Source organism: Tersicoccus solisilvae, assembly GCF_014643255.1.
In the GTDB taxonomy this organism is placed as follows: Bacteria; Actinomycetota; Actinomycetes; order Actinomycetales; family Micrococcaceae; genus Tersicoccus; species Tersicoccus solisilvae.
Genome location: NZ_BMJI01000001.1, coordinates 264,504 through 286,625 on the forward strand (window position 1 = coordinate 264,504; position 22,122 = coordinate 286,625).

General features: G+C 71.6%; 22 protein-coding genes. 12 read left to right on the forward strand and 10 right to left on the reverse strand.

Features of this window, described 5'->3' with window-relative positions; all coding sequences use genetic code 11:
- Positions 1-65: 65 nt before the first annotated feature.
- Positions 66-641, forward strand: coding sequence for a dihydrofolate reductase family protein (locus IEX22_RS01290; RefSeq protein WP_188665128.1), 576 nt, complete (start codon positions 66-68; stop codon positions 639-641).
- Positions 642-1,630: 989 nt separating this feature from the next.
- Positions 1,631-2,050, forward strand: a complete 420-nt coding sequence (locus tag IEX22_RS01295) for a DUF2975 domain-containing protein (protein ID WP_188665130.1) — start codon at positions 1,631-1,633, stop codon at positions 2,048-2,050.
- Between the two features lie 29 nt (positions 2,051-2,079).
- Here the strand turns inward: IEX22_RS01295 and IEX22_RS01300 are convergent, their stop codons facing one another.
- Together IEX22_RS01300 and IEX22_RS01305 are read right to left on the reverse strand one after the other, a co-directional pair.
- Entirely contained in the window at positions 2,080-2,361 is a 282-nt protein-coding gene (locus IEX22_RS01300; protein WP_188665133.1) for an antibiotic biosynthesis monooxygenase family protein, read from the reverse strand.
- A 34-nt stretch (positions 2,362-2,395) separates the two neighbouring features.
- The gene (locus IEX22_RS01305; RefSeq protein WP_188665136.1) at positions 2,396-3,307 is read right to left on the reverse strand and encodes a cation diffusion facilitator family transporter; all 912 of its coding nucleotides are present in this window, start codon (positions 3,305-3,307) and stop codon (positions 2,396-2,398) included.
- 118 nt (positions 3,308-3,425) lie between these two features.
- Here IEX22_RS01305 and IEX22_RS01310 point away from each other — a divergent pair, with 118 nt between their 5' ends.
- The 4 genes from IEX22_RS01310 to IEX22_RS01325 all read left to right on the forward strand — a co-directional run bounded on the left by IEX22_RS01310 (position 3,426) and on the right by IEX22_RS01325 (position 7,727).
- Positions 3,426-4,280 (forward strand): shikimate 5-dehydrogenase, encoded by an 855-nt coding sequence (locus IEX22_RS01310; RefSeq protein ID WP_188665152.1) that lies wholly within the window; start codon positions 3,426-3,428, stop codon positions 4,278-4,280.
- A gap of 49 nt (positions 4,281-4,329) precedes the next feature.
- Positions 4,330-6,321 carry a penicillin-binding transpeptidase domain-containing protein gene (locus tag IEX22_RS01315; RefSeq protein ID WP_188665155.1) on the forward strand — a complete coding sequence of 664 codons (1,992 nt, stop codon included), beginning with the start codon at positions 4,330-4,332 and terminating at the stop codon, positions 6,319-6,321.
- An 85-nt stretch (positions 6,322-6,406) separates the two neighbouring features.
- Complete coding sequence (locus IEX22_RS01320; protein ID WP_188665157.1) at positions 6,407-7,468, forward strand: YeeE/YedE family protein; 1,062 nt, start codon at positions 6,407-6,409, stop codon at positions 7,466-7,468.
- A gap of 31 nt (positions 7,469-7,499) precedes the next feature.
- Positions 7,500-7,727 (forward strand): sulfurtransferase TusA family protein, encoded by a 228-nt coding sequence (locus IEX22_RS01325; RefSeq protein ID WP_188665160.1) that lies wholly within the window; start codon positions 7,500-7,502, stop codon positions 7,725-7,727.
- Here IEX22_RS01325 and IEX22_RS01330 read toward each other — a convergent pair.
- The gene (locus IEX22_RS01330; protein ID WP_188665163.1) at positions 7,724-9,103 is read right to left on the reverse strand and encodes an MFS transporter; all 1,380 of its coding nucleotides are present in this window, start codon (positions 9,101-9,103) and stop codon (positions 7,724-7,726) included. The genes IEX22_RS01325 and IEX22_RS01330 overlap by 4 nt on opposite strands.
- 128 nt (positions 9,104-9,231) lie before the next feature.
- Between IEX22_RS01330 and IEX22_RS01335 the strand changes: the two genes are divergently transcribed.
- The 5 genes from IEX22_RS01335 (at position 9,232) to IEX22_RS01355 (ending at position 13,535) form a co-directional block, all read left to right on the forward strand.
- Positions 9,232-9,774 carry a hypothetical protein gene (locus IEX22_RS01335; RefSeq protein ID WP_188665165.1) on the forward strand — a complete coding sequence of 181 codons (543 nt, stop codon included), beginning with the start codon at positions 9,232-9,234 and terminating at the stop codon, positions 9,772-9,774.
- A 77-nt stretch (positions 9,775-9,851) separates the two neighbouring features.
- Positions 9,852-10,310: an SRPBCC family protein gene (locus tag IEX22_RS01340; RefSeq protein WP_188665186.1), complete on the forward strand. Its 459-nt coding sequence runs from the start codon at positions 9,852-9,854 to the stop codon at positions 10,308-10,310.
- Between the two features lie 120 nt (positions 10,311-10,430).
- Complete coding sequence (locus IEX22_RS01345) at positions 10,431-11,984, forward strand: MDR family MFS transporter (RefSeq protein WP_188665189.1); 1,554 nt, start codon at positions 10,431-10,433, stop codon at positions 11,982-11,984.
- Between the two features lie 62 nt (positions 11,985-12,046).
- The gene (locus tag IEX22_RS01350) at positions 12,047-12,997 is read left to right on the forward strand and encodes an HNH endonuclease (RefSeq protein ID WP_229659674.1); all 951 of its coding nucleotides are present in this window, start codon (positions 12,047-12,049) and stop codon (positions 12,995-12,997) included.
- A gap of 46 nt (positions 12,998-13,043) precedes the next feature.
- On the forward strand, positions 13,044-13,535 hold the full coding sequence (locus IEX22_RS01355) for an SRPBCC family protein (protein ID WP_188665192.1): 492 nt from the start codon (positions 13,044-13,046) through the stop codon (positions 13,533-13,535).
- A 120-nt stretch (positions 13,536-13,655) separates the two neighbouring features.
- Here the strand turns inward: IEX22_RS01355 and IEX22_RS01360 are convergent, their stop codons facing one another.
- From IEX22_RS01360 to IEX22_RS01380, 5 genes are all read right to left on the reverse strand, one after another.
- Positions 13,656-14,774, reverse strand: a complete 1,119-nt coding sequence (locus IEX22_RS01360; protein ID WP_188665195.1) for an alcohol dehydrogenase catalytic domain-containing protein — start codon at positions 14,772-14,774, stop codon at positions 13,656-13,658.
- Between the two features lie 188 nt (positions 14,775-14,962).
- A complete protein-coding gene (locus IEX22_RS01365) occupies positions 14,963-15,760 on the reverse strand; it encodes an ABC transporter ATP-binding protein (protein ID WP_438816578.1) in 798 nt (265 codons plus the stop codon).
- A gap of 194 nt (positions 15,761-15,954) precedes the next feature.
- Positions 15,955-16,764 (reverse strand): ABC transporter ATP-binding protein, encoded by an 810-nt coding sequence (locus IEX22_RS01370; RefSeq protein ID WP_188665214.1) that lies wholly within the window; start codon positions 16,762-16,764, stop codon positions 15,955-15,957.
- 165 nt (positions 16,765-16,929) lie between these two features.
- On the reverse strand, positions 16,930-17,862 hold the full coding sequence (locus tag IEX22_RS01375) for an ABC transporter permease (RefSeq protein ID WP_229659675.1): 933 nt from the start codon (positions 17,860-17,862) through the stop codon (positions 16,930-16,932).
- Positions 17,859-18,812, reverse strand: coding sequence for an ABC transporter permease (locus IEX22_RS01380; RefSeq protein WP_188665217.1), 954 nt, complete (start codon positions 18,810-18,812; stop codon positions 17,859-17,861). The genes IEX22_RS01375 and IEX22_RS01380 overlap by 4 nt, the downstream gene beginning before the upstream one ends.
- Before the next feature lie 83 nt (positions 18,813-18,895).
- Between IEX22_RS01380 and IEX22_RS01385 the strand changes: the two genes are divergently transcribed.
- On the forward strand, positions 18,896-19,207 hold the full coding sequence (locus IEX22_RS01385; protein ID WP_188665220.1) for a hypothetical protein: 312 nt from the start codon (positions 18,896-18,898) through the stop codon (positions 19,205-19,207).
- A gap of 4 nt (positions 19,208-19,211) precedes the next feature.
- Here IEX22_RS01385 and IEX22_RS01390 read toward each other — a convergent pair whose 3' ends face one another.
- Positions 19,212-20,816 (reverse strand): ABC transporter substrate-binding protein, encoded by a 1,605-nt coding sequence (locus tag IEX22_RS01390; RefSeq protein ID WP_188665223.1) that lies wholly within the window; start codon positions 20,814-20,816, stop codon positions 19,212-19,214.
- Positions 20,817-20,937: 121 nt separating this feature from the next.
- Positions 20,938-21,996, reverse strand: a complete 1,059-nt coding sequence (locus IEX22_RS01395; protein ID WP_188665226.1) for an alpha/beta fold hydrolase — start codon at positions 21,994-21,996, stop codon at positions 20,938-20,940.
- Positions 21,997-22,122 lie beyond the last annotated feature (126 nt).

Consider the following 22,122-nt stretch of genomic DNA (forward strand, 5'->3'; position numbering starts at 1 on the left):
GTCCTGAGGGGGTATGCGTGGATGGCAGCGACCGCAACGCGTGCGCTTCGGAGGGAGCAACGGACATGAGGCCACTGCGGTATTCGATCAACGTCACCCTCGACGGGTGCTGCCATCACGAGGCGGGGCTCCCCCCGGACGAGGAGTCGATGAGCTACTGGACGGACCAGCTGGACCGAGCCGATGCCCTGCTCTTCGGCCGAGTGACCTACGAGATGATGCAGTCGGCGTGGCGGCGCCCGGCCACGGGGACGTGGCCGGACTGGATGGCCGCGTGGCAGATCCCGTTCGCGGAGACCATCGACCGGGCGAAGAAGTATGTGGTGTCGAGCAGGCCGAGCGGGGTCGACTGGAACGCCGAGCTGCTGCGCGGTGATCTGGACCGGGAGGTCCGGCGGCTCAAACAGGAGCCCGGGGAGGGCCTGTGGGTGGGCGGCGTGACGCTCCCGCTGGCGCTGGCCGAGCAGGGCCTGATCGACGAGTACGAGTTCCTGGTTCAGCCGGTCCTCGCCGGACACGGGCCGAGGCTGCTCGCCGGCCTGAGCGAGCGGATCCGGCTCGAGCTCGTGGACCGTCGGGAGTTCCGTTCGGGTGCGGTCGCCGTGCGGTACCGGCCCACGCGAGACGCGGCCCGTTCGTAGTAGACCCGGGGAAGCACGGCGGGGCGGCGCCTCGGCAATCGTGCGGGCCGCGAGCTCGGGCTACGGCGCGACCTCTCGCTGTACGCGCTGGAGCATTACTCGCGGACGAAGCACGTGATGCACAGTCTCGCCCGGGGGTAGCGCCGCTGGCATCGCTGCCCGGTGCTGCACCTGCCGGGTGACCTGGACACTAAGAAGGGACGACCGGTATGACGATGTTGCCCAACACCCGTCCTTGGAGGATTCCCGTCAGGGTCCAACACCCCGGTGCCGGCACTTTGACGATACTGGAATAGCTGCCGCCGCCATCGAATGAAGCTTGAAACCGATTCCCCCCGGCCGAAACCCCTCGGACGGTCAGAGGGCCGCTGGAAGCGTCCACGTCGGGCACGAGCCACAAGATCTTGGTCGCGCCACCATCCGGCATGATTCCGCCGGTTCCCATGGAGGATGTGCCGTCGCGAGAATAGAACAGAACGGCCGCGAATCTGTCCGTGCCCGTCCACGTCAGACTCACCGGATCAGCCTGGCCGAGTAAGCGCGGGGGGGAGCGCACCTTGCACCACCGGAGTGGAATTGCAGGCAGTCCCGCTCAGCGCGGCATCGCAGCTGCCAGAACCGCTCGGCGTGACAACCGGGGCAGTGACGCGTGCCGCCGAGTTCTCCACCGTGCATGCCGTCACGAGACCGAGTGCGGTCAACGCCAGCGACCAGGAGAGCAGCCTGCGCGCGGCCGGAGCGTATACGCCCATCCGAGCCCCCCTGTGGCCATCGAAGCGGTACCGCGCCGCCCTGGGCGCTGGGAATCAGGTTCCTCGTGCTCGCAGCTCCCTGTCAATCGGGCTCCTCCTACCTGGGAGCCCGCCGCTCCCTGATGAAGAGGTGAATGATCCGTCGACTATCGACAGATCATCGTCGATCATCAATACATGAGTGCTACCAGGCGTCTATCTCGTAGCCTGACGTGGCTCACCTGGGCCGCTCTCGGAGTGACCGCAGCGTTGATTGCTGCCGGAGTGCTCAGCGCCGCGTGGAGCGCGGACCAATTGACCTCATTCCTCCCTGAACTGGCGCCGGTCCAGGATCAACTCGTCGCGGCGGCCCTGGCCTTCGGGGTCTGCATCGAAGCCCTGCTCGCGATCACGGGAGTCCTCGTCGGGTACATCCGCACCGATCGCATTTTCCGCCCATCGGCCTTGCGGCTCGTCGACGCGCTTGTCGTCGCCGTTGTGGCCGCCACCGTGGTGGTGATCGTCGCCCTGTTCTTCATCCCCGGTCCACCGCAGTTGTTCCTGCTTGTGGAAGCAGGCATTCCTGTCGCGGCCACCATGACTCTGGTGCTCCTCGTCCTGCGCTCACTCCTGAGCCGCGCCGTTGCGATGCATGGAGAACTGGACGAGGTGGTCTGAGTGGTCATTCGCACTCACATCGACCGCGGTCAGATCTCGGTGAGGCGCAGACCGTCCGGGTCGACGGCCTCCCAGGTGTCGAAGTCGTCGTCGGCGACGGCCGCGCGGGCGAGCGGGGCGAGGCGCTCGGCCGCCTCCTCGGACTCGAAGAGGGCGAGACCGACCAGTCGGCCGCTGCGCTCGTCCTCGAGGGTGTGGACGCTGATCAGGCCCGGGTGGCCGCGCATCGCGGCGCCGAACCGGTGCATCGAGTCGATCAGCGCGTCGCGGTGTTCCGGGTGCGGTGTGTGCACGGACATCATGGCGAACATGGGCCGATGCTAGTGCCGATGCCGCCGCGTCCGCTCAGTGCGGGATGTGCTCCTGGTCCCGGTGCGCGGCGGTCTCCAGCTGGAACGTGGAGTGCTCGATCGGCACGGCGAAGTGCTCGGCGACGCAACGTTGCAGGTCGGACAGGATCGCCGGGGCGTGCCCGTCGCGCAGGCACTCGTCCTCCAGGGTCACGTGGCCGGAGAGCACGGGGGTGCCGCTGCCGACCAGGCTCGCGTGCAGGTCGTGCACGTCCACCACGTGCGGCATGGCCAGGATGTGTTCGCGCACGTCGGCCAGGTCGAGGCCGCGCGGGGTGCTCTCCAGCAGCACGTCGGTGGTCTCCTGGAGCAGGCGCAGGGTCCGCGGGATGATCAGCACCCCGATCAGCAGGGACGCGACGGAGTCGGCGCCGGTCCAGCCCGTCGTCGCGATGACGACGGCGGCGACGATGACGGCGACCGAGCCGAGTGCGTCGTTGAGCACCTCCAGGAAGGCCGCCCGGGTGTTCAGCGACGACCCGCGTCCGCCGGCGAGCACGGCCATCGCGACGACGTTGCCGACCAGGCCGGCGACGCCGAACCACACCATGGCGCCGGAGGCCACCTCGGGGGGTTCGATCAGTCGACGGATGGCCTCGACGATGACGAACACGCCGACGATCAGCAGCAGTCCGGCCTGCAGGGCGGCGGCCAGCACCTCGGCGCGGGCCAGGCCCCAGGTGCGGCGCATGGTCGGCGGGCGGCGGACCAGGGTGGCGGCGATGACGGCGATCAGCAGGCCGGCCGCGTCGGTGAACATGTGGCCGGCGTCGGCCAGCAGCGCGAGGCTGCCGGTGACGACGGCGCCGACGACCTCCGCGGCGAGGATGAGGGCGGTGACGCCGAAGGCGACCAGCAGCCGGCCGCGGTCGGCGCCCGCATGGCCGTGCGCGTGATCGTGAGCCATGTCCCCGCCTCCTCCGTCGTGCTGGCGTCCTCCCTCCAGTGTGACGCCCGGGTCGAGAGGGCGCCACGCGGCTCGGGTCACGCGTGGACGCGACCCCCGCGTCCGGCAGGATGGTCCCATGTCCGAGAACCCCGCCGCCCACGCCCGACCCCTGACGAAGGACACTCGGCTGTGCATCTCGCTGGCCGCGCGTCCCTCCAACCACGGCACCCGCTTCCACAATTGGCTGTACAACGAGCTGGGCCTCGACTTCGTCTACAAGGCGATGACGACCACCGACATCACCGCGGCGATCGGAGGGGTGCGGGCGCTGGGCATCCGCGGCTGCTCCGTCTCCATGCCGTTCAAGGAGGCGGTCATCCCGCTCGTCGACGCCATGGATGCCTCCGCCACCGCGATCGACTCGGTCAACACGATCGTCAACGACGACGGCAAGCTGACCGCCTACAACACCGACTACCTGGCCATCGCCTCCCTGCTCGCCTCCCGCGCGGTGGACCCGGCGTCCTCGGTGCTGCTGCGCGGTTCCGGCGGCATGGCCAAGGCCGTGATCGCCGCCTTCGCCGACGCCGGCTTCACCGACGTCACGATCCTGGCCCGCAACGCGGACGCCGGGTCCGCCCTCGCGAGCCGGTACGGGTTCGCCCACCGGGTCTCGGCCGACGCGGCGGACAGCGCGGATGCCCGGGCGGACGTCGTGGTGAACGTGACGCCGGTGGGCATGGCGGGGAAGGACGCCGGCGCCCTCTCCTTCGACCTCGCCGTCATCGACGCGGCGACGGTCGTGTTCGACGTCGTCGCGATGCCCGCGCTCACCCCGCTCGTGGCGGCCGGGCAGGCGGCGGGGAAGACCGTGATCACCGGCGGCGAGGTGATCGCGCTGCAGGCCGCGGCCCAGTTCGAGCTCTACACCGGGGCCCGTCCCACCCCGGAGCAGGTGGCCGCCGCGGAGGACTACGCGGCGGCCGGCTGACGGCGTGGACGAGCCCACGATCCGCACCGGATGCGTTTGACTGGAGCTCATGCAGCTCACCCCCGGCCGGGCTCGGCCGCGTCCTCACCATCGAACCCGCGCGGCCGCCGTCGTCGCCGTCGGCCTGCTCGCCGCCACCCTCACGGCGTGCACGGACTCCGGGGATCCCGTCCAGCCGGCCGCGGAGCGGTTGGCCGCCGCCCTGTCGGCGCGCAACACGGATCAGATCGCGTTCACGGGCACCACAGGCACCGCGGTGACGAAGCAGCTGACGACGCTCTCCGACCGGCTCGGCGGCCTGGCCCCAAAGGTCACCGTCGAGAAGGTCGACCGGCCCGACGACGATGCCGCGAACGTCGCGATGAACGTGACGTGGGACGTCGACGCGTCCGACCGGGACTGGACCTACGCCGTCACCGCCCAGCTCAGCCGCACCGACGGGCACTGGTCCGTCACCAACGGTGACGGACTGATCAACCCGTCGCTGGACCCGGGGGAGCAGCTCGCGCTGCGTCGGGTGGCGCCCGAACGCGGTGACATCCTCGGCGCCGGCAACGCGAGGATCGTCACGGACCGCCCGGTGGTGCGCGTCGGTCTGGACAAGGCCAAGGTCCCGGCAGCCCAGCAGGACCGCGCCGCGCGGGCGATCGCCGCGGCCGTGGACATCGACGCGGCGGGCTACGCCGCCACGGTCAAGGCCGCCGGCGCGCAGGCCTTCGTCGAGGCGATCACCTACCGGGACGGCACCCACGACGCCGAGCGGCGCGAGGCGGCCGCCGTCACCGGCGCCGTCGAGGTGGCGGACCGGATCCCGCTCGCCCCGACCTCCACCTTCGCGCGGGCGGTCCTCGGCACCGTCGGTCCCGTCACCGCGGAGATGGTCGCCCAGTCCGGCGGCCGGTATCGCGCCGGGGACGTCGCCGGCCTCTCCGGTCTGCAGGCGCAGTACGAGGACCGCCTCGCCGGCACGCCCGGCGCCCGTGTCCTCGCCGTGCCCGCCACGGGCGACCCGCGGGTGTTGTTCGAGAACCAGGCCCAGCCCGGGACGGACGTGCGCACCACCCTCGACCCGACGATGCAGACACTCGCCGAGGGTCTGCTCGCCGACCAGGAGCCCGCCAGCGCGCTCGTCGCCGTCAAACCCAGCACCGGCGAGATCCTCGCCGCGGCGAGCGGGCCCGGCAGCAAGGGCTACGACACCGCGCTGCTCGGACAGTACGCACCGGGCTCCACCTTCAAGGTGGCCACCTCGCTGGGCCTGCTGCGCACGGGGGCGACACCGTCGACGACCGTGCCGTGCACCCCGAGCATCACCGTGGACGGGCGCACCTTCAGGAACTTCCCCGGCTACCCGGCCGCCGCGCTCGGGAAGGTCCCGCTGAGCACCGCCATCACCTTCAGCTGCAACACCGCCTTCATCGCCCAGCACGACCGCATCGACGACGCCGCGCTCACCTCCGCGGCGGCCAGCCTCGGCGTCGGCCGCCCCAACGAGACCGGCGCCGCCGCGTTCCTCGGCTCCGTGCCCACGGGCGTCGGGACGACCGACCACGCGGCGTCGATGATCGGCCAGGGCAAGGTGCTCGTGTCCCCGCTGGCGGCGGCCACCATGGCCGCGTCGGTCGCGCACGGCTCCACCGTCACGCCGCGGCTGATCACCGAGGACCCCGTGTCCTCCTCCGCGGCGCCGTCGACGCAGCCCACCGCCTCGCCGTCCGGCACCTCGCCCGCCTCCCCGACCCCGACGACCCCCGCTCCGGCCACGCCCCTGACCGCGGGCGAGACCGCGGGGCTGCGCACCCTGATGCGCAGCGTCGTCACGGGCGGAGGCGTGGATTCGCTCAAGGACGTGCCCGGCGGCCCGGTGTACGCGAAGACGGGAACCGCCGAGTTCGGCACCGCGAACCCGCCGGAGACGCACTCGTGGATCATCGCGTACCAGGGCGACCTGGCCGTGGCGGTCTTCGTGGAGAAGGGCGACCACGGTGCCGTCACGAGCGCCCCGATCGCCGCCCGCCTGTTCACCGACCTGGCGAAGTAGCGCGCCCGGTGAGGTGAGCCTCACCTGCGTCACGAGGGTTCACACGGCCGTGACCGCAGGTGCCCTGGCTCGTTAGCCTCGACGGATGCTCCTCTCCGGTCTGGTCGTCGGTGCCGCCCTCGGTTTCGCCATGCAGCGCGGCCGCTTCTGTGTCACCGGTGCGTTCCGGGACCTGTGGATCACCCGCAACACTCGCTGGTTCACGGCGTTCATGGTGGTCGTCGCGATCCAGAGCGTCGGCGTCTTCGCGCTCGACGGGCTCGGCATCATCCACCTGACCACTCCGGACTTCGCCTGGCTGGCGACGATCGTCGGTGCCTTCGTCTTCGGGTTCGCCATCGTCCTCGCGGGCGGCTGCGCGACCGGCACGTTCTACCGGTCCGGCGAGGGCCTGGTCGGGTCCTGGATCGCGCTGGCGATGTACATGCTGCTCTCCGCCGTCGCCAAGTACGGCCCGCTCGGCGCGTCCACGAAGGCGCTCCGGTCCGTGACCGTGCCGATGGACACGATCCATGGGTCGCTGGGCGTCTCCCCCTGGCTGCTCGTGCTGCTGCTCGTCGCCGGCGTCGGGCTGGCCGTGCGGCACCACCTGACCAAGCCGAAGCGCGCCGTCGCCACCCTGCCGCCCGAACGCACCGGCCTGGCGCACCTGCTCTTCGAGAAGCCGTGGCACCCGTTCGCGACCGCCGCCGTCATCGGCGCCCTGGCCATCGCGGCCTGGCCGCTGAGCTGGGCCACCGGGCGGCACTCGGGCCTGGGCATCACGACGCCGTCGGCCAACGCGCTGACCTGGCTCACCACCGGCGATGCCGACCTCGTCGACTGGGGCGTCCTCCTCATCGCCGGCCTGCTGGTCGGCTCGTTCATCGCGGCGAAGGCCAGCGGTGAGTTCAAGATCCGCGTGCCGGATGCCCGGACCACGGTCCGGTCGATCGCCGGCGGCGCCCTGATGGGCATCGGGGCGTCCTGGGCCGGCGGCTGCACCATCGGCAACGCCATGGTCAACACCGCCACCTTCGGCTACCAGGGCTGGGTGGCGCTGATCTTCATGATCCTGGGCACCGGCGTCGCCACCCGGGTCTTCATCACCGGCCGGCGGAACCCGGCGGGCTCGGCGGCGCCGGTGGCCGCCCCCGTCCCCGCCTGACCGCATCCCGCTCTTCACGAAGGAGACACCCATGGCTCAGCACATCCTCGAGACCGACGGCCAGGTCTGCCCGTTCCCCCTGGTGGAGGCCAAGCGCGCCATCGACGGCCTGCCGGTCGGCGACGAACTGGTGATCAACTTCGACTGCACCCAGGCGACCGACGCGATCCCGCAGTGGGCCGCCGACGAGGGCTACCCGGTGACGAACTTCGCCAGGCGCGGCGCGGCGGAGTGGACCATCACGGTCCAGAAGGCCTAGTCCACCGGTTCCGTCGACGCCGGTGCCGCCTCGTCGCGCAGCGGGTGCTCCCGCTCGTCGCGACCGAGCCGGCCGGCGACGAGGGCGATCAGACCCAGGAGCGGTGAGGCGACGGCGACGACGACGAAGATGGTCCCGACGTCGACCAGCCGGGAGACCGGCCCGGCGAGCGCCATCGACACCGGCATCAGCGCGAGCGAGACGAAGAAGTCCAGACTGGAGATCCGTCCCAGCAGGGCCGGTGGCACCCGCCGCTGCAGCAACGTCCCCCAGATCACCTGACCGACGCCGCCGGTGAAGGAACACACGACCAGCGCTGCGGCCATGACGACGAACTGGTCGGTGTACCCGAGGACGGCCAGGGGCAGCATGCCCAGTCCCCACACGGAGATCATCACGGTCAGGTAGCGGCGCGGCAGTGGCAGGGACGCCGTCAGGAGGGATCCCGCCGCCGCGCCGACGCCGTACAGGGCGAGCAGGAACCCGAACGTCTGGCTGCCGCCGCCGAGCTGGTCCCGCACGAGGAACGGCAGCAGCACCTCCAGCGGGCCGATGAACAGCAGGACGACGAGCACCGCCCAGCACAGGGTCCAGAACAGCCACCGGGTGCGCAGGGTGAACGCCACGCCCTCGCGCAGGTCCGTCCAGACGGACCTCCCGCGCTCCCCGGCGTCGGCGTCGTCCGCCGTCGTGCCGGGCAGGCGCCGGTCGGTGACGGGCAGCGCGACGACCGGCTCGGCGACGGGCGGTGGCAGGGCCTCGTGTCGCAGGGGAGCCGTGTCGAGCCAGTGCGGCAGCCCGAGCAACAGGACGAGGAATGCGACCGCGTGACATGCGGCGATGCCGAGCAGGGCCGGCCCCGGGGTGAGCGCGGCGACCAGCACCCCGGCCAGGGCGGGGCCGGCCGCCTGTTGCAGCACCGGCCGGACGGTGCCCTCCATGCCGTTGGCCGCGAGCAACTGCCGGGCGGGCAGCAGCTGCGGCAGGATCGCCGAGTACGCCGGGTAGAAGAAGGCCAGCGAGACGCCGAGCACGAACGCCGTCACGCACAGGGCCGAGAGCGTGAGAGCGCCCGTCACCGAGAGCATCGCGGTGAAGGCGACGGCGGCGAGGTTCGCTGCCTCCACGACGACGAGGATCCGCCGTCGGGGCAGCCGGTCCGCGGCCACCCCGCCCACGAGGAGGAACGCGAGCATGCCGACGCTGTTGACGGTCGCGACCACGGACAGCTCGACGGCGCCACCACCGATGGCGATCACCTGGTAGACCATCGCCACCGCCCACATCCCGGCGCCGACCATCGACGCCGAGAGTCCCGCGATCAGCACGCGGTACTGGCGGTTCTCGAAGGGCGCGAGCGCGGCCGGCAGTCCCACACCGCCAGCCTACGGGCGCCGGTTCACGACATCGGCGATGCGAATGAGCCGATCGTTCGATGGACGAAACATCAGCACACTGATTAGTGTGGGTTCGACCATCGACCGACCACGTGAAGGGTAATCCCATGGCCAACTCCCTGCTCTCCCGTTCCCTGCACGACCTCAGCGCCGCCGCCTGGTTCGGCGGTTCCCTGATGGGCGCCATCGGCGTCAACGGTGCCGCCGCGGCGGCGAAGGACCCTGCGGAGCGCACCCGGCTGTCCACCGTCGGCTGGGGCAAGTGGACGCCCGTGCTCGTCGGCGCGTTCGCTGCGCACGGCGTCGGCGGCGTCGGGCTCATCCTCGACAACAAGGGCCGCCTCGCCGGGCAGAAGGGTGCCGGCACGAACACCGTCGTCAAGGGCGCGCTGACGGTCGTCGGCATGGGCCTGTCGCTGTACTCCGGTGTGCTGGGCAGCAAGATCGCCAAGCACGCCGACCAGGGTGCCGTGGGTGCCACCGAGCCGCGATCGAACGCGTCGTCCGAGCTGAAGTCGGCGCAGCTGCAGCTGAAGGCCCTGCAGTGGGTCATCCCCGTCGTCAGCGGCACGGTGATCGTGCTCGGTGCTCAGCAGGGCGAGCAGCAGCGCCCGACCAACGTCACCAAGGGCCTCTTCAAGCGGCGCTGACGGCACGGTCCAGCCGAGCGAGCCGGGTCGGCGCCGACGGCGTCCGGACCCGGCTCGCTCGATGAGAGACTGGCCCGATGAGTGAGATCGCCACCGTCCAGGCCGGTCCCCGGGCCGTCAGCCGCCGTGCCGTCATCGAGGCGCCCGTGCACGAGTTGTTCGCCCTGGTCGCCAATCCCCACCGGCACGCGGAGCTCGACGGCTCGGGCACCGTCAAGCCGGAGGTGATCGGCCCCCGGGAACTGCGCGCCGGCGACCGGTTCACCGTGCGAATGCGGATGCACGGCGTGCCCTACCGGATCACCTCCACGGTCACCCGCCTGTACCCGGGCCGGGTGATCGAGTGGCGGCACCCGGCCGGCCACCGCTGGCGCTTTGCGTTCGAGGATCTGGGCGAGAACCGGACCGCTGTGACGGAGACCTGGGACTACTCGGGTCAGCGTCTCGGCCGGATCTACGAGTGGCTGCGGTTCCCGGCGCTGAACGCGCGGGGCATCCGCTCCACCCTGGAACAGCTGCAGCGGCGCTACGCCTGAGCGGCGCCGGACCCGGCGCTGCCGGCTCTGCCGGTTCCGGGGGAGGCGGCCCTCGGGAAGAATGAGCGGGCGGGCAGCGTTGCCCCGTCATCATCCTTCCCTTCGTTCTGAGGACGACCCATGCCTTCCGCCGTGCCCGAGGACGCCGCCCCCCGCACGGGCAGCACCCAGGTGATCGCCGAGCCCGATCCCCAGTCCGGCGTGCAGCCGATCGTGCCGCCGGCGGCGCCGTCGCAGCACGCCGGCGGCCGCCCCGTCGAGCCGGAGAAGATCCCCGCCGGCGGCGTCGCCGTCATCATCACGATGCTGGTCGCCGCGTTCGTCGTCATCCTCAACGAGACGATCCTCAATGTCGCCCTGCCGCGCCTGATGGCTGACCTGGACGTCAGTGCCACGACGGTCCAGTGGCTCTCCACCGGATTCCTGCTCACCATGGCCGTCGTCATCCCGATCACCGGGTACGTGCTGCAGCGGTTCTCCACCCGGGCGGTGTTCTGCACGGCGATGGGCCTGTTCAGCGCCGGGACGCTGCTGGCGGCGCTCGCCCCCGGTTTCGGCGTGTTGCTGGCGGCCCGCGTCGTCCAGGCCAGCGGCACCGCGATGATGATGCCGCTGCTGATGACGACGATCCTCACCCTCGTCCCGCTGAGCCGCCGTGGCGCCGTGATGGGCAACCTCAGCATCGTCATCTCCGTGGCCCCGGCCCTCGGGCCGACGGTGTCCGGCCTGATCCTGCAAGCCTTCTCCTGGCGCTTCGTGTTCGTCTTCGTGCTGCCGATCGCCCTCGCGGCGCTCGCCTATGGTGCGTGGAAGCTGACCAACGTCAACGAGGGCGGGGACCAGCGCTTCGACATCGTCTCCGTCCTGCTCTCCGTGCCCGGCTTCGGCGGGCTGGTCTACGGGCTCAGCCACATCGGCGAAGGCGGGGGCGGCAGCGTGGACCCCGTCGCGGTCGCGGTGATCGCGGGCGCCGTCGTCGTCCTCGCCGTCTTCGTCGCCCGGCAGCTGCAGTTGCAGCGGCGGGACGCCCCGTTCCTGGACCTGCGCACGTTCCGGTTCCCCATGTTCCGGATCTCGGTGGCGATCATGTGCATCGCGATGGCGGTGCTCCTCGGTTCGGCCATCATTCTGCCGATCTACCTGCAGAGCGTGCTCGGGCTACCCGCCGTCGTCACCGGCCTGGTGGTGCTGCCCGGTGGCCTGCTGATGGGCGTGATGGGCCCGATCGTGGGGCGCCTGTTCGACCGGCTGGGACCCCGGCCGCTGACCGTCACCGGGTCGGCCCTGCTCGTGATCGTGCTGTTCATGTTCGCGCGGATGGACACGACGACGCCGGTGTGGCTGGTCGTGGTGCTCTACCTGATGCTCACCCTCGGGCTGGCGCTGCTGTTCACGCCGTGCTTCACGGGCGGGCTGAACCCCCTGCCGCCGCGGCTGTACTCGCACGGATCGGCGATCCTCTCCACGCTGCAGCAGGTGGCCGGTGCCGCGGGAACCGCGGTGCTGATCTCGATCATGAGCGCGGCGGCGGTCACGACGGGTCCACGGGTCGACCTGGTGCCCGGCATGCACGCGGCATTCACGGTGGCGGCCGTCGGGGCGCTCGCCGCGGTGGTGCTGTCACTGTTCACCCGCCGGGAGGCGCCGGTGACGGGCGGTCACGGGGGCCACTGAGGGCCAGCTTAGGTGGAGGCCGGCCAACCGCGGTACGTCTCGGCCACTACTAGACTCAGCCCATGCCGTCCGGAGGGTCATTCGACGATAGTGAGGATGATCGGCTCCGCCGCGAGGCGATGGCGTGGCTGACGATCCGTACCAACGACGGTGCCGACCCGCTGAGTTACCTCGACATCGAAGATTTCCGCTTCGCCGATGAGGGCATCATCCTCCGCAACCGATACACCGGAATTTGGAAGCCACGGCAACTCGAAGCTGCATTGTCGATCACGACGACGTATAGCCTACCGGGGAGCAAACCGCCATACGAGGATGCAATCCATTCTGACGGGCGAATCAGGTACAAGTGGCGGCAATCGAAGAGCGAGGCGAAACGTCGCGACGACGCCGACCTCGCCGACAATCGCGCCCTCCGAGAGGCAATGCGGCTGAAAAAGCCCTTGATCTGGTTTCATGGCGTCGGCCCCGGTTTGTACCAGGCTATCTTCCCGGTGTTCCTCGTCGCAGAGGAACCTGAGTTGAAGCAATTCGTCGTCGCCACCGATGGAACTCAGGACATCCCCGTCGCGCCTGCGAGCGTTGCCGAAGAGGCGCTCCGAGAGTACGTGGAGCGAACGACGCTGGCGCGGGTGCACCAGCCGGTGTTCCGTTCCATGGTGATGCGCGCGTATGAGACGCGATGCGCCGTGTGCGAGCTCAAGCACGGTCAGCTGCTGGATGCCGCGCACATCGTTCCCGACAGCCACGCCAACGGAATTGCTGCCGTCACCAACGGCTTGGCTCTGTGCAAGATTCACCACAGCGCCTTCGATGCCCGAATCCTTGGGATCGACCCGGACTATACCGTTCACATCCGCCCGGATCTCCTCGAAGAGATCGATGGTCCGATGCTTCGCTATGGGCTGCAAGAGCGCCATGGGCAGAAGCTCATGGCTGTGCCGAAGATTCGCAGCGAGAGGCCGGACCGGCGAAGGCTGGAGAGCTCGTTCGAGCGCTTCCTCGCCGGCTGATCCCTCCGCCTACAGTGGAGCACAGACCCCACCGAAAGGACGCCCGATGAGCGAGAACCACGACGACCTGACCTTCAGTTCCCTCGGCCCCGCGGACAGCGAGGTTGTGATCGAGCGGGAGTTCGCCGTCGCCAAGGAGATTCTCTTCCGCGCGTTCACGGACCCAGACATGCTCGCGGCGTGGTTCGGCCCCGCCGGGTGGCCGGTGCCGCGGGAGACCATCGAGATCGATCCGCGCGAGGGCGGCGTCTTCCGCCTGACCATGGTCGCCGAGGACGAGACCGCCGAGTCGGCCGTCGATGCCGTCATCGAGGTGTTCGAACCCCCGCACCGCCTTCACAGCTCGGAGGCGCCGCAACCGATGACCGGTTTCTCCGAGCGCACCCGCCTGCACCTCGACTTCGAGGACGGCGCCAGTGGCGGCACCCTGCTGAAGCTGCGCCAGGGCCTGTTCCCGGCCGCCGTCATCGCGCCCGCCACCGACGGCTGGCACAGCTCCTTCGTCAAACTCGACGCCCTGCTCGCCCAGACCTGGTGACGTCGCTGCGTTGAACATCGGAAGTCTGCTGTTTCCGGGGCAGTGAAACCGCACAAGTCGAATGTTCGACGCCGGACCGGCCGCCGTGTCAGCGGACGATGAGCACGTCCGGCCGGCGTGTCAGTCGCCGAAGCGGATGATCTGCCGGACGGCCCGGCCCTCGGCCAGTTCGTCCATCGCCGCGTTGAGGTCCTCCAGGCCGATCGTGGACGACACGAGCTCCTCGACCGGCAGCCGGCCTTCCCGCCACATCGCGGCGTAGGCGGGGATGTCGCGGGCGGGGACGGCGGAGCCGAGGTAGGAGCCGATGATGGTGCGCGCGCCGGCGGTGATGCCGAGCGGCGCGATGCTGGCCCGCGCGTCGGGGGCGGGCAGGCCGACGGTGACGAGGGTGCCGCCGGGGGCGGTCGCGGTCAGCGCCGTCTCGAACGCGCGCGGGTGCCCGGCCGCCTCGATCACGACGGGCGCCGTGATGCCCTGCTCGGCGGCGTCGGCGGGGCTGTACGCGGCGCCGGCGCCGAGCTGGCGGGCCCGGTCGAGCTTGTCCGGGTTGGCGTCCACGCCGATCACGGTGCCGGAACCGCCCGCCGTGACCGAGAGGGCGACCAGCAGGGCCGCCATCCCGACGCCGCCGAGGCCCACGACCATGACGTCGTCGTCCGGCCCGGGCGTGCCGGCGTTCAGCACCGCGCCGCCCCCGGTCAACACCGCACAGCCGAGCACCGCGGCCACCTCGGGCGGCACGTCGTCGTCGACCGGGATGACGGATGCGCGGTGCAGGACGGCGTGGGTCGCGAACCCGGAGACGCCGAGGTGGTGGTGCACGGCATCGCCGTCGCGGTGCAGCCGTCGTCCGCCGCCGAGCAGCTCGCCGGCCTCGTTCGCCGCGGACCCCCGAGTGCAGGGCAGGCGACCGCCGGTGCGGCACGCGGCGCAGTCCTCGCAGCGGGGCAGGAAGACGGTGACGACGCGCTGACCGACGGTCAGGTCCGTGATGCCGGCGCCCATCTGTTCGACGATGCCGGCGGCCTCGTGGCCGAGCAGCATCGGCGTCGGGCGGACTCGATTGCCGTCGACGACGGAGAGGTCCGAGTGGCACACGCCGGCGGCCTCGATCCGGATCAGCACCTCGTGCTCGCCCGGCGGGTCCAGCTCGAGTTCGCTGATGGTCAGCGGGCGGCTGGACGCGAAGGGCCGGTCACGGCCGGTGGACTCGAGCACGGCTCCGGTGATGCGCATGGTGTCACCCTAGGGGGCGACGCCGTCGTCGGGCCTCCTCGCGGCGCCCACGCGCTCGTCGCGGTCGCCTCCCGCCGCACGCGAGATGTCGATCAGTGCCGTCACCAGCAGGGAATGACGACCCCGATCGACCTCTCGGCGCCGGTGCGACCGATCGCTCGGATGGACCTCCCGCCATGGCCGAAGCCCTACAGCCGGGGGACCGCCGCGAGCAGGTCCCGGGTGTAGGCCGCCCGAGGATGCGCGAGCACCTCCGACGTCGCGCCCGACTCCACCGCGTGGCCGTCCTTGAGCACCAGCACCTGGTCGCACAGGTGGGCGACGACGCCGATGTCGTGGGAGACGAGGATCAGTGTGAGGCCGAGGTCGGCGCGCAGCCCCTGCAACAGGTCGAGGATCTGGGCGCGGACCGTCACGTCGAGGGCGCTGAGCGGTTCGTCGCCGACGAGTAGCCGCGGCCGGTGCACGAGCGCGCGGGCCAGGGCGATGCGCTGCCGCTGTCCGCCGGAGAACTCGTGCGGGTAGCGGTCCACCATGTCCGGCTCGAGCCCGACGTCGGTCAGCACGCGGGCGACGGCATCGCTCTCGCCGACCGAGCCGCCCGGAGAATCGCCGGCCAGGCCGAGCGCCTGGAGCGGCTCCGCGACGATCCGGCCGACGTCCATCCGCGGGTCCAGCGACGCGTACGGGTCCTGGAAGACGATGCCGGTCTGCCGGCGCAGCCACCGCAGGTCGGCCCCGCGGCCGCGCCGCACGGACCGCCCGTCGACCGTGACCGTCCCCCGCGTGGGGGTGTCCAGGCCGAGCAGCAACCGGACCAGGGTGGTCTTGCCGGAGCCCGACTCGCCGATCACGCCGAGCGAGGCGCCCTCGGCCAGGTCGAGGTCGACGTCGTGAAGGGCCGTCCGCACGGGCCGCGGACCCGTCAGCCGCTCCCGACGCAGCCGGTGGTCGCGGCCCAGGCCCTCGGCGCGGACGAACGGCACCTCGCCCCCGCGAACGGTCGAGTCGGGCGACGACGGACGGGCGTCGCCGTCAGCGGAGACCCCGCGGGGCGCGGTACCGCTGCCGCTTCGACCAGGCGCTCCGTCGTCCGACAGTCGATCGCCCGCTCTGCGGCCGTCGGGAAGGTCGCCGTCGTGCCGGTCGCCCGGACCGCTGGTCGGCGGGAATGCCGTGCTCATCGGCCCACCTCCGCATCGGTGCCGGGATCGCCCGGCGTCAGTCCCGTGGCCCGCGCCGCGGCGACCAGGCCACGCGTGACCGGGTGCTCCGAAGCGTCGACGACCCGCGCCGTCGGGCCGGCCTCGATGATCCGCCCGTCCGCCATCACGACGACGTCGGTGCACACCCGGGCGAGCACCGCGAGGTTGTGGGTGATGAACACGAGGCTGGACGACTGCTCCGTGACGAGCCGGTCGAACAGGTCGAGGATGGCCGCCTGGACGGTCACGTCGAGCGCCGTCGTCGGCTCGTCGGCGATCAGCAGGCCGGGATTGCAGGCCACGGCGATCGCGATGCCGACGCGCTGCCGCTGCCCGCCGGAGAGCTCGTGCGGGTAGCGGTCGACGATGCGCTCGGGCTCCGGCAGGCCGACCCGGGCGGCGAGGTCGACGGCGGCCTGCCGCGCCTGACGGCGGTCGAGACGGTAGTGCAGCCGCAGCGGCTCGGACATCTGCCGCCCGACGCGGCGCAGCGGGTTCAGCGCGGTGCGGGGTTCCTGGAACACCATGCCGATCGCATCGCCCCGGATGCCGGCCAGTTCGCGCTCGCCGGCGCCGAGCAGCTCCCGCCCGTCCAGGACGACGGATCCGGTGGCGGTGGCCGAGGCGGGCAGCAGACCGGTGATCGCCAGGGCGGTCAGCGTCTTGCCGGAGCCGGACTCGCCGATGATGCCGAGGCGGCCGCCGTCGGGCACGGCGAACGAGACCGTGTCCACGACGGCGCGGTCGCCGATCGTCACGGTCAGGTCGGTGACGGTCAGGGTCATCGCCGCCCCCTGTCGTCGAGCGGACGGAGAGACGGGGACGCCCGCGTCCACTGGTCCGTTGCCGCCGCTTTCGGGGCCGATCCGGGTCGAGAACCGGCATCGAGTGACCAGTGGACGGAGACACGGGGAGCCGCGGAGTCACCGGGGGAACGGAACGTCATCGGATCATGCCCCCAGGCTCAGGGCGCCGGCGGACTCGGTGCCGCGACGGCGGGCGGACCGGGACGTGCCGAGCGTCGGGTCGGTGGCCTCGCGCAGGGCGTCGCCGAGCAGGTTGAGCGCGAGGACGGTGACGGCGATCGCCGCCCCGGGCCAGAACGCGGCCAGCGGGTGGGTGGTCACGTGGTCCTGCATCTCGGCGAGCATCCGGCCCCAGCTGATCACCGACGTCGGCGCCCCGTACCCGAGGTAGGACAGGCCCGCCTCGGCCAGCTGCGACAGGGCCATGGTGAGCGAGAGCTGCACGATGAAGGCGGGTGCGATGTTGGGCAGGACGTGCCGGGTGAGGATCCGCGACCGGCTCAACCCGGAGGCCTCCGCGGCGAGCACGTAGTCCGCACCGGCGACGATCCGGAACTCGCTGCGCAGCACCCGGGAGGCGCCCACGCCGTAGCCGATGCCGACGGCGACGACGACGACGGCCAGCGACCCGCCGAACGTCGCCGCGAGCATCATGGCGATCAGCAGCGTGGGGAACGCGATCAGCACGTCGACGAGGATGGCCACCGGCTCCCGCACCCAGCGGGTGGTCAGTGTGCTCAGGGCGCCGAACGCGAGTCCGACGACGGCGGCCAGCAGCGCGGAGAACACGGCGACCTGCACGGCCACCCGCGACCCGGCCAGCACGCGCGAGAAGATGTCCCGGCCGATCTGGTCCGTCCCGAACCAGTGCGCCGGGCTCGGGGCGGCCCACAGTCGCGAGGAGGCGGCCATCGGGTCGTACGGCGTCCACACCAGCGACAGGAGGGCGGCGAGCACGACGCCGGCGAGGACGACGAGCGCGCCGACGCCGATCGGCTGCCGGAGCAGGAGCCGGCCGGCACCGGGTCGCCGTCGGCGCCGTCGGGGCGCCTCGGGGTGGGAAACACGCGCGCTCACGAGACGGTCTCCCGCTGCCGGGGGTCGATCAGCCGGTGCACGACGTCGACCGCGGTGCCGACGATCAGCACGAGTGCGGTGAGCACGAGGATGGTCGACTGCACCTTCGGCAGGTCACGGTTGCCGACGTCGGCCACGAGCATCCGACCGAGTCCCGGCAACGCGAACAACTGCTCGATCACGACGGCCCCGACGATCAGCCCGGCCACCTGCAGCCCGAGCACGGAGATGATCGACAGCCCGACGCTCGGCAGCCCGTGGGTCACCAGGGCCCGGGTGCGGGTCATGCCCTTGGCCGCGGCGGTCCGCACGTGATCCTGCCCCAGGGCCGTGAGCGTCGCGGACCGGACGAACCGCAGCAGCACGGCCCCCTCGACGATGCCGATGGTCAGGGCCGGCAGCATGAGGGAGTGCAAGGCCTGCCACGGCCGATGCCACCCGTCCAGCGGGAATCCCTGCGCGGGGAACAGGCCGAGCCCGAGCGCGAAGACGGCGATGAACATCATGCCCGCCCACACCGCGGGCACCGCCGCGAAGAGCTGCCCGACGACGCCGAGGACGCCGCCGTCGGGATGGTGCCGGCGCACCGCCGCGATCACGCCGAGCGGCAGGGCGACGAGCAGGGCGATGACGAGGCTCAGCACCGCCAACGGCACGGTGACCTGCATCTTCTGCGCCAGTTCGTCGGCGACCGGGACCCCGGTGAGCAGCGATGTGCCGAGGTCGAGGCGCAGTACCCCGCCGATCCAGTGCAGGTACTGCACGATCAGCGGGTCGTCCAGGCCGAGCCCGGCGCGGATCGCGGCCAGCTGCTGCGGCGTCGCCGTCGTCCCGCCGATCACCTGGGCCACGTCGCCCGGAAGCACCCGCAGCGCCAGGAAGATGAGCACGCTCGTCACCCACAGGGCGACCAGCAGCAGCCCGAGGCGGGTGAGGAGGAACCGGAGCACGGGCCCCAGTCTGGCAGGTCGGTGCCGCCCGCAACGCCTCGTCGCCGGTGGTGCCGCCCACGGGGGCGCGTCATCATGGAGGCATGGGAAAGCAGTATCGAGCCACGACCGAGGCGAACAGCCGCAATCCGCAGGACTGGGGCCGCGCGATGGCGTGGGCCATGTCCGATCTCTCCACCCAGGCCCTCGCCGACGACAGCCACGAGCGCCTGTTCGGGGAGGACCTCGTCCTGCGCGTCAGCCCGACCGACGAGGGCGTCGAGATCACGCTGACCTGGGACGCTCCCGAGGGCGTGGAGCGCACGGACACCGGGGCGATCCCGATGGGGTCGGGCCACGGGCGCGACGACGACGACGTCGTCGATCCCGAGGAGGGCGCGGCTCACCCCACGTGAGCCGCTACCTGCTGATCGACACCCCGGCCAGGTCGAGCCGTGACGTCGTGGCGTCCGTCGGGAAGCCGTGCACCCGGTCGGAGATCGCCGTGAGGGCCTTGCCGCTGTAGAGCCACTTCGCCGGGGCGTCCTCGGCCACCAGCCGCGCCGCCTGCTTCAGCAGGTCTCCGGCCTCCTGCTCGTTCACGGCCTGCTGCGCCTGCTGGTACAGGGTGGTGACCTTCGGGTTGCGGTAGTTGAAGTAGTAGTCCGGGTTCGCATAGTTGCCGAAGTCCCGGGCCTCGGCGTGGTTGACGAAGCTGAGGTCGTAGTTCTTGTTGGTGTAGACGTCGGTCAGCCAGGTGGGGAACTCGACCTGCCGCACCTTCAGCGTCACGCCGACCGCCGCGAACTGGGAGACCAGCAGGTCCGAGACGGTGGAGCCGTAGACGTTGGGGATGGTCAGCGTCAGGGACAGCGTGTCGGCGCCGGCCGCGGCGAGCAGCTTCTTCGCGTTGTCCGGGTTGTAGGCGTTGATCGCCGTCAGGTCCTCGTAGCCGGGATCCAGTTCGGGGATCGGCCCGCCCAGCTTCGTGCCGCCGTCGTTGATGGCCTTGATGATGGCGTCGGTGTCGATGGCCTGGCTGAGCGCCTGCCGCACCTCGAGCTTGTTCAGCGGGGCCTTGCCGCTGTTGTAGGCGAGCGTGTACTCGTCGTTGGTGCGTCCCTCGGCGATGGTGTAGCCGCGGGCACCGCGGACCTGCTCGATCAGCGTGGGGTCCAGCGCGGTCTGCACGTCCACGGAGCCGGAGAGCACCGCGTTGTTGGCCGACGCCGCCTGGGGCAGATAGGTCAGGTCGACACCCGCGAGCTTCGCCTTCTCGCCCCAGTACCCGTCGAAGCGCTTCAGCGACAGTGTCGACCCCTGCTTCCAGGACGCGACCCGGAACGGGCCCGTGCCGTTCGCCGTCGACGCCAGGTCGTTGGTCGCGCCCTGCTTCAGCACGATGCCGGCCCGCCCCGCCAACGCGAACATGAGGTTGGAGTCCGGGTGGTCGAGCGTCAGCCGGATGGTCGACCCCTCGGCGGTGATCGACCGGACCGCGGCGAGGTCGGCATGATTGGCCAGGCTCGCGTCGTTCTTCACCTGCGTGAGGGAGGCGACGACGTCCTGCGCGGTCAGCGCGGCCCCGTTGTGGAAGGTCACGCCGTCGCGCAGGGTGAACGTGTAGGTCTTCCCGTCGCCGGACACCTCGTGCCCGGCGGCGAGGGCGTCCCGGTACTGCCCGTCCGCGGTGCGGGAGACCAGGCCCTGGTAGACGTTGTCCAACAGCGCCTGCTCGAGGGCGACGCCGGCCGTCCGGCGGATGTTCAGATTGGTCGGCTCGAGCCGCAGCCCCAGCCGGAGCGTGGCACCGGTGTCGGCCTCCCCGGCCCCGCCGGACGGCGACGCCGTCGGCCGGGCGTTCAGGTTGGCGATGACCGCGATGGTCCCGGCGATGAGCGCGAGCACGACGATCCCGATGATGATCGGCAGCCCCGGGCCGCGCCGGCGGCGGCGCTCGAAACCGACGCGGGGGGCGGAACCGGGGGACGGCGTACCGGGATCGGGCGTCTGGGCGTCAGACATGGGGTCCTCATCGTTGAAGCAGCGGGCAGCGAACGGATGCTTGACCCGTCAAGCGAAGAAGTCTAGACGCCGCGGCGGGACGGCGGGTGAGGCCTTGGTCACACACCGACGCCCGACGCCGTCAGTTCGGCGACGGCCGCTCGGAGAACGCCCGGACGAGGTCGGCGAGCGCCGCCGGCGAGTCCTCCTGGACGTTGTGCCCGGAGTCCAGCTCGACGACGTCGCCCTGGGGCACGCGGCGCAGGAACTCGGCGACCTGCGCGGTGTCGATCACGCCCTGCCGGCCGCGGATCAGCAGCACCGGGATGGACAGGCCGGTGAGGGGTTCCCACAGGTCGGCGCTGTCCCGGCCCGCCGCCAGCGCCGCCTCGGGGGCGAGGTGGGCGAGATGGTGCTTGAACTCGTACTGCCCGTCGTCGCGGCGCCGGGTGTTCAGGGTGACGCCGCGGGTGAGGGCGCCGCGATCCGGGCCGTAGCCGAACGCCAGGGCCCGGTCGATGATCTGCTCCCGGCTGTCGTACTGCCGCCGGCCGGTCATGAACTCGCGGATCTGCGCGAGCGTGGGCTTGCCGGGCGTGGCCGCGGACTCGGCGGCACCCGGGTCGGTGACCGGTGCGCCGGTGCCGGCCGGGACGGGCGCGGTGTCGGCGGGTGCGTCGGCGGCATCGGCGGTCTGCGGCAGGGCCGGCACGATGTCGACGAGGATCAGGTGCGAGACCAGCTCGGGGTGCGCGGCGGCCAGCAGGATGCCGGTGAGGCCGCCGAGGGACTGGCCCACGACCACCTGCGGGCCGGCGTCGATCTCCGTCAACAGGTCGGCGACGGCGTCGGCGTTGCGGGCGGGGCCGTAGTCGGCGTCGTCGCGCCAGGTGGAGTCGCCGTGCCCGGGCAGGTCGACGGCCAGCGTGCCGACGTTCAGGCACAGCACCGTGGGATCCCAGGTGTGCGCGTTCAGGCCGGCGCCGTGCAGCAGCGTGACCTGGGGCGGGTGCGAGCCCCACTCGATGGCCGAGACGACGGCGTCCTCCGCTCGGGTGACCGTGATGCGGCGATGCGCGGGCAGCGCGGAGCCGAGGCCCACCCGGTCGGCGTCCTCCGGCAGGAACGAGAACTCGTCGGGCTCGGCGCGGGCAGACGCGGGCGCGGTGGCGCGTTCGGTGGACTCGGGCGATTCGGTCATGATGCTCCCCTGGACGGACGGCGCTCTGTGCCCATCCTGCCGCACGGGCTCTCGCGGGGGCGGTGCCGTGACACCGCGTCCTCGGAACCCGTGCGCCGGGGTGTGGTCGGTGGCGGTGTCTAGGCT

Excerpts from the sequence above, each read along its gene's own strand:
- IEX22_RS01345 (WP_188665189.1), top strand. The coding sequence starts at position 10,431 with ATGCCTTCCGCCGTGCCCGAGGACGCCGCCCCCCGCACGGGCAGCACC.
- IEX22_RS01305 (WP_188665136.1), bottom strand. The coding sequence starts at position 3,307 with ATGGCTCACGATCACGCGCACGGCCATGCGGGCGCCGACCGCGGCCGG.
- IEX22_RS01325 (WP_188665160.1), top strand. The coding sequence starts at position 7,500 with ATGGCTCAGCACATCCTCGAGACCGACGGCCAGGTCTGCCCGTTCCCC.
- IEX22_RS01335 (WP_188665165.1), top strand. The coding sequence starts at position 9,232 with ATGGCCAACTCCCTGCTCTCCCGTTCCCTGCACGACCTCAGCGCCGCC.
- IEX22_RS01385 (WP_188665220.1), top strand. The coding sequence starts at position 18,896 with ATGGGAAAGCAGTATCGAGCCACGACCGAGGCGAACAGCCGCAATCCG.
- IEX22_RS01390 (WP_188665223.1), bottom strand. The coding sequence starts at position 20,816 with ATGTCTGACGCCCAGACGCCCGATCCCGGTACGCCGTCCCCCGGTTCC.
- IEX22_RS01290 (WP_188665128.1), top strand. The coding sequence starts at position 66 with ATGAGGCCACTGCGGTATTCGATCAACGTCACCCTCGACGGGTGCTGC.
- IEX22_RS01300 (WP_188665133.1), bottom strand. The coding sequence starts at position 2,361 with ATGTTCGCCATGATGTCCGTGCACACACCGCACCCGGAACACCGCGAC.
- IEX22_RS01350 (WP_229659674.1), top strand. The coding sequence starts at position 12,047 with ATGCCGTCCGGAGGGTCATTCGACGATAGTGAGGATGATCGGCTCCGC.
- IEX22_RS01360 (WP_188665195.1), bottom strand. The coding sequence starts at position 14,774 with ATGCGCATCACCGGAGCCGTGCTCGAGTCCACCGGCCGTGACCGGCCC.
- IEX22_RS01370 (WP_188665214.1), bottom strand. The coding sequence starts at position 16,764 with ATGACCCTGACCGTCACCGACCTGACCGTGACGATCGGCGACCGCGCC.
- IEX22_RS01310 (WP_188665152.1), top strand. The coding sequence starts at position 3,426 with ATGTCCGAGAACCCCGCCGCCCACGCCCGACCCCTGACGAAGGACACT.
- IEX22_RS01315 (WP_188665155.1), top strand. The coding sequence starts at position 4,330 with ATGCAGCTCACCCCCGGCCGGGCTCGGCCGCGTCCTCACCATCGAACC.
- IEX22_RS01355 (WP_188665192.1), top strand. The coding sequence starts at position 13,044 with ATGAGCGAGAACCACGACGACCTGACCTTCAGTTCCCTCGGCCCCGCG.
- IEX22_RS01320 (WP_188665157.1), top strand. The coding sequence starts at position 6,407 with ATGCTCCTCTCCGGTCTGGTCGTCGGTGCCGCCCTCGGTTTCGCCATG.
- IEX22_RS01340 (WP_188665186.1), top strand. The coding sequence starts at position 9,852 with ATGAGTGAGATCGCCACCGTCCAGGCCGGTCCCCGGGCCGTCAGCCGC.
- IEX22_RS01395 (WP_188665226.1), bottom strand. The coding sequence starts at position 21,996 with ATGACCGAATCGCCCGAGTCCACCGAACGCGCCACCGCGCCCGCGTCT.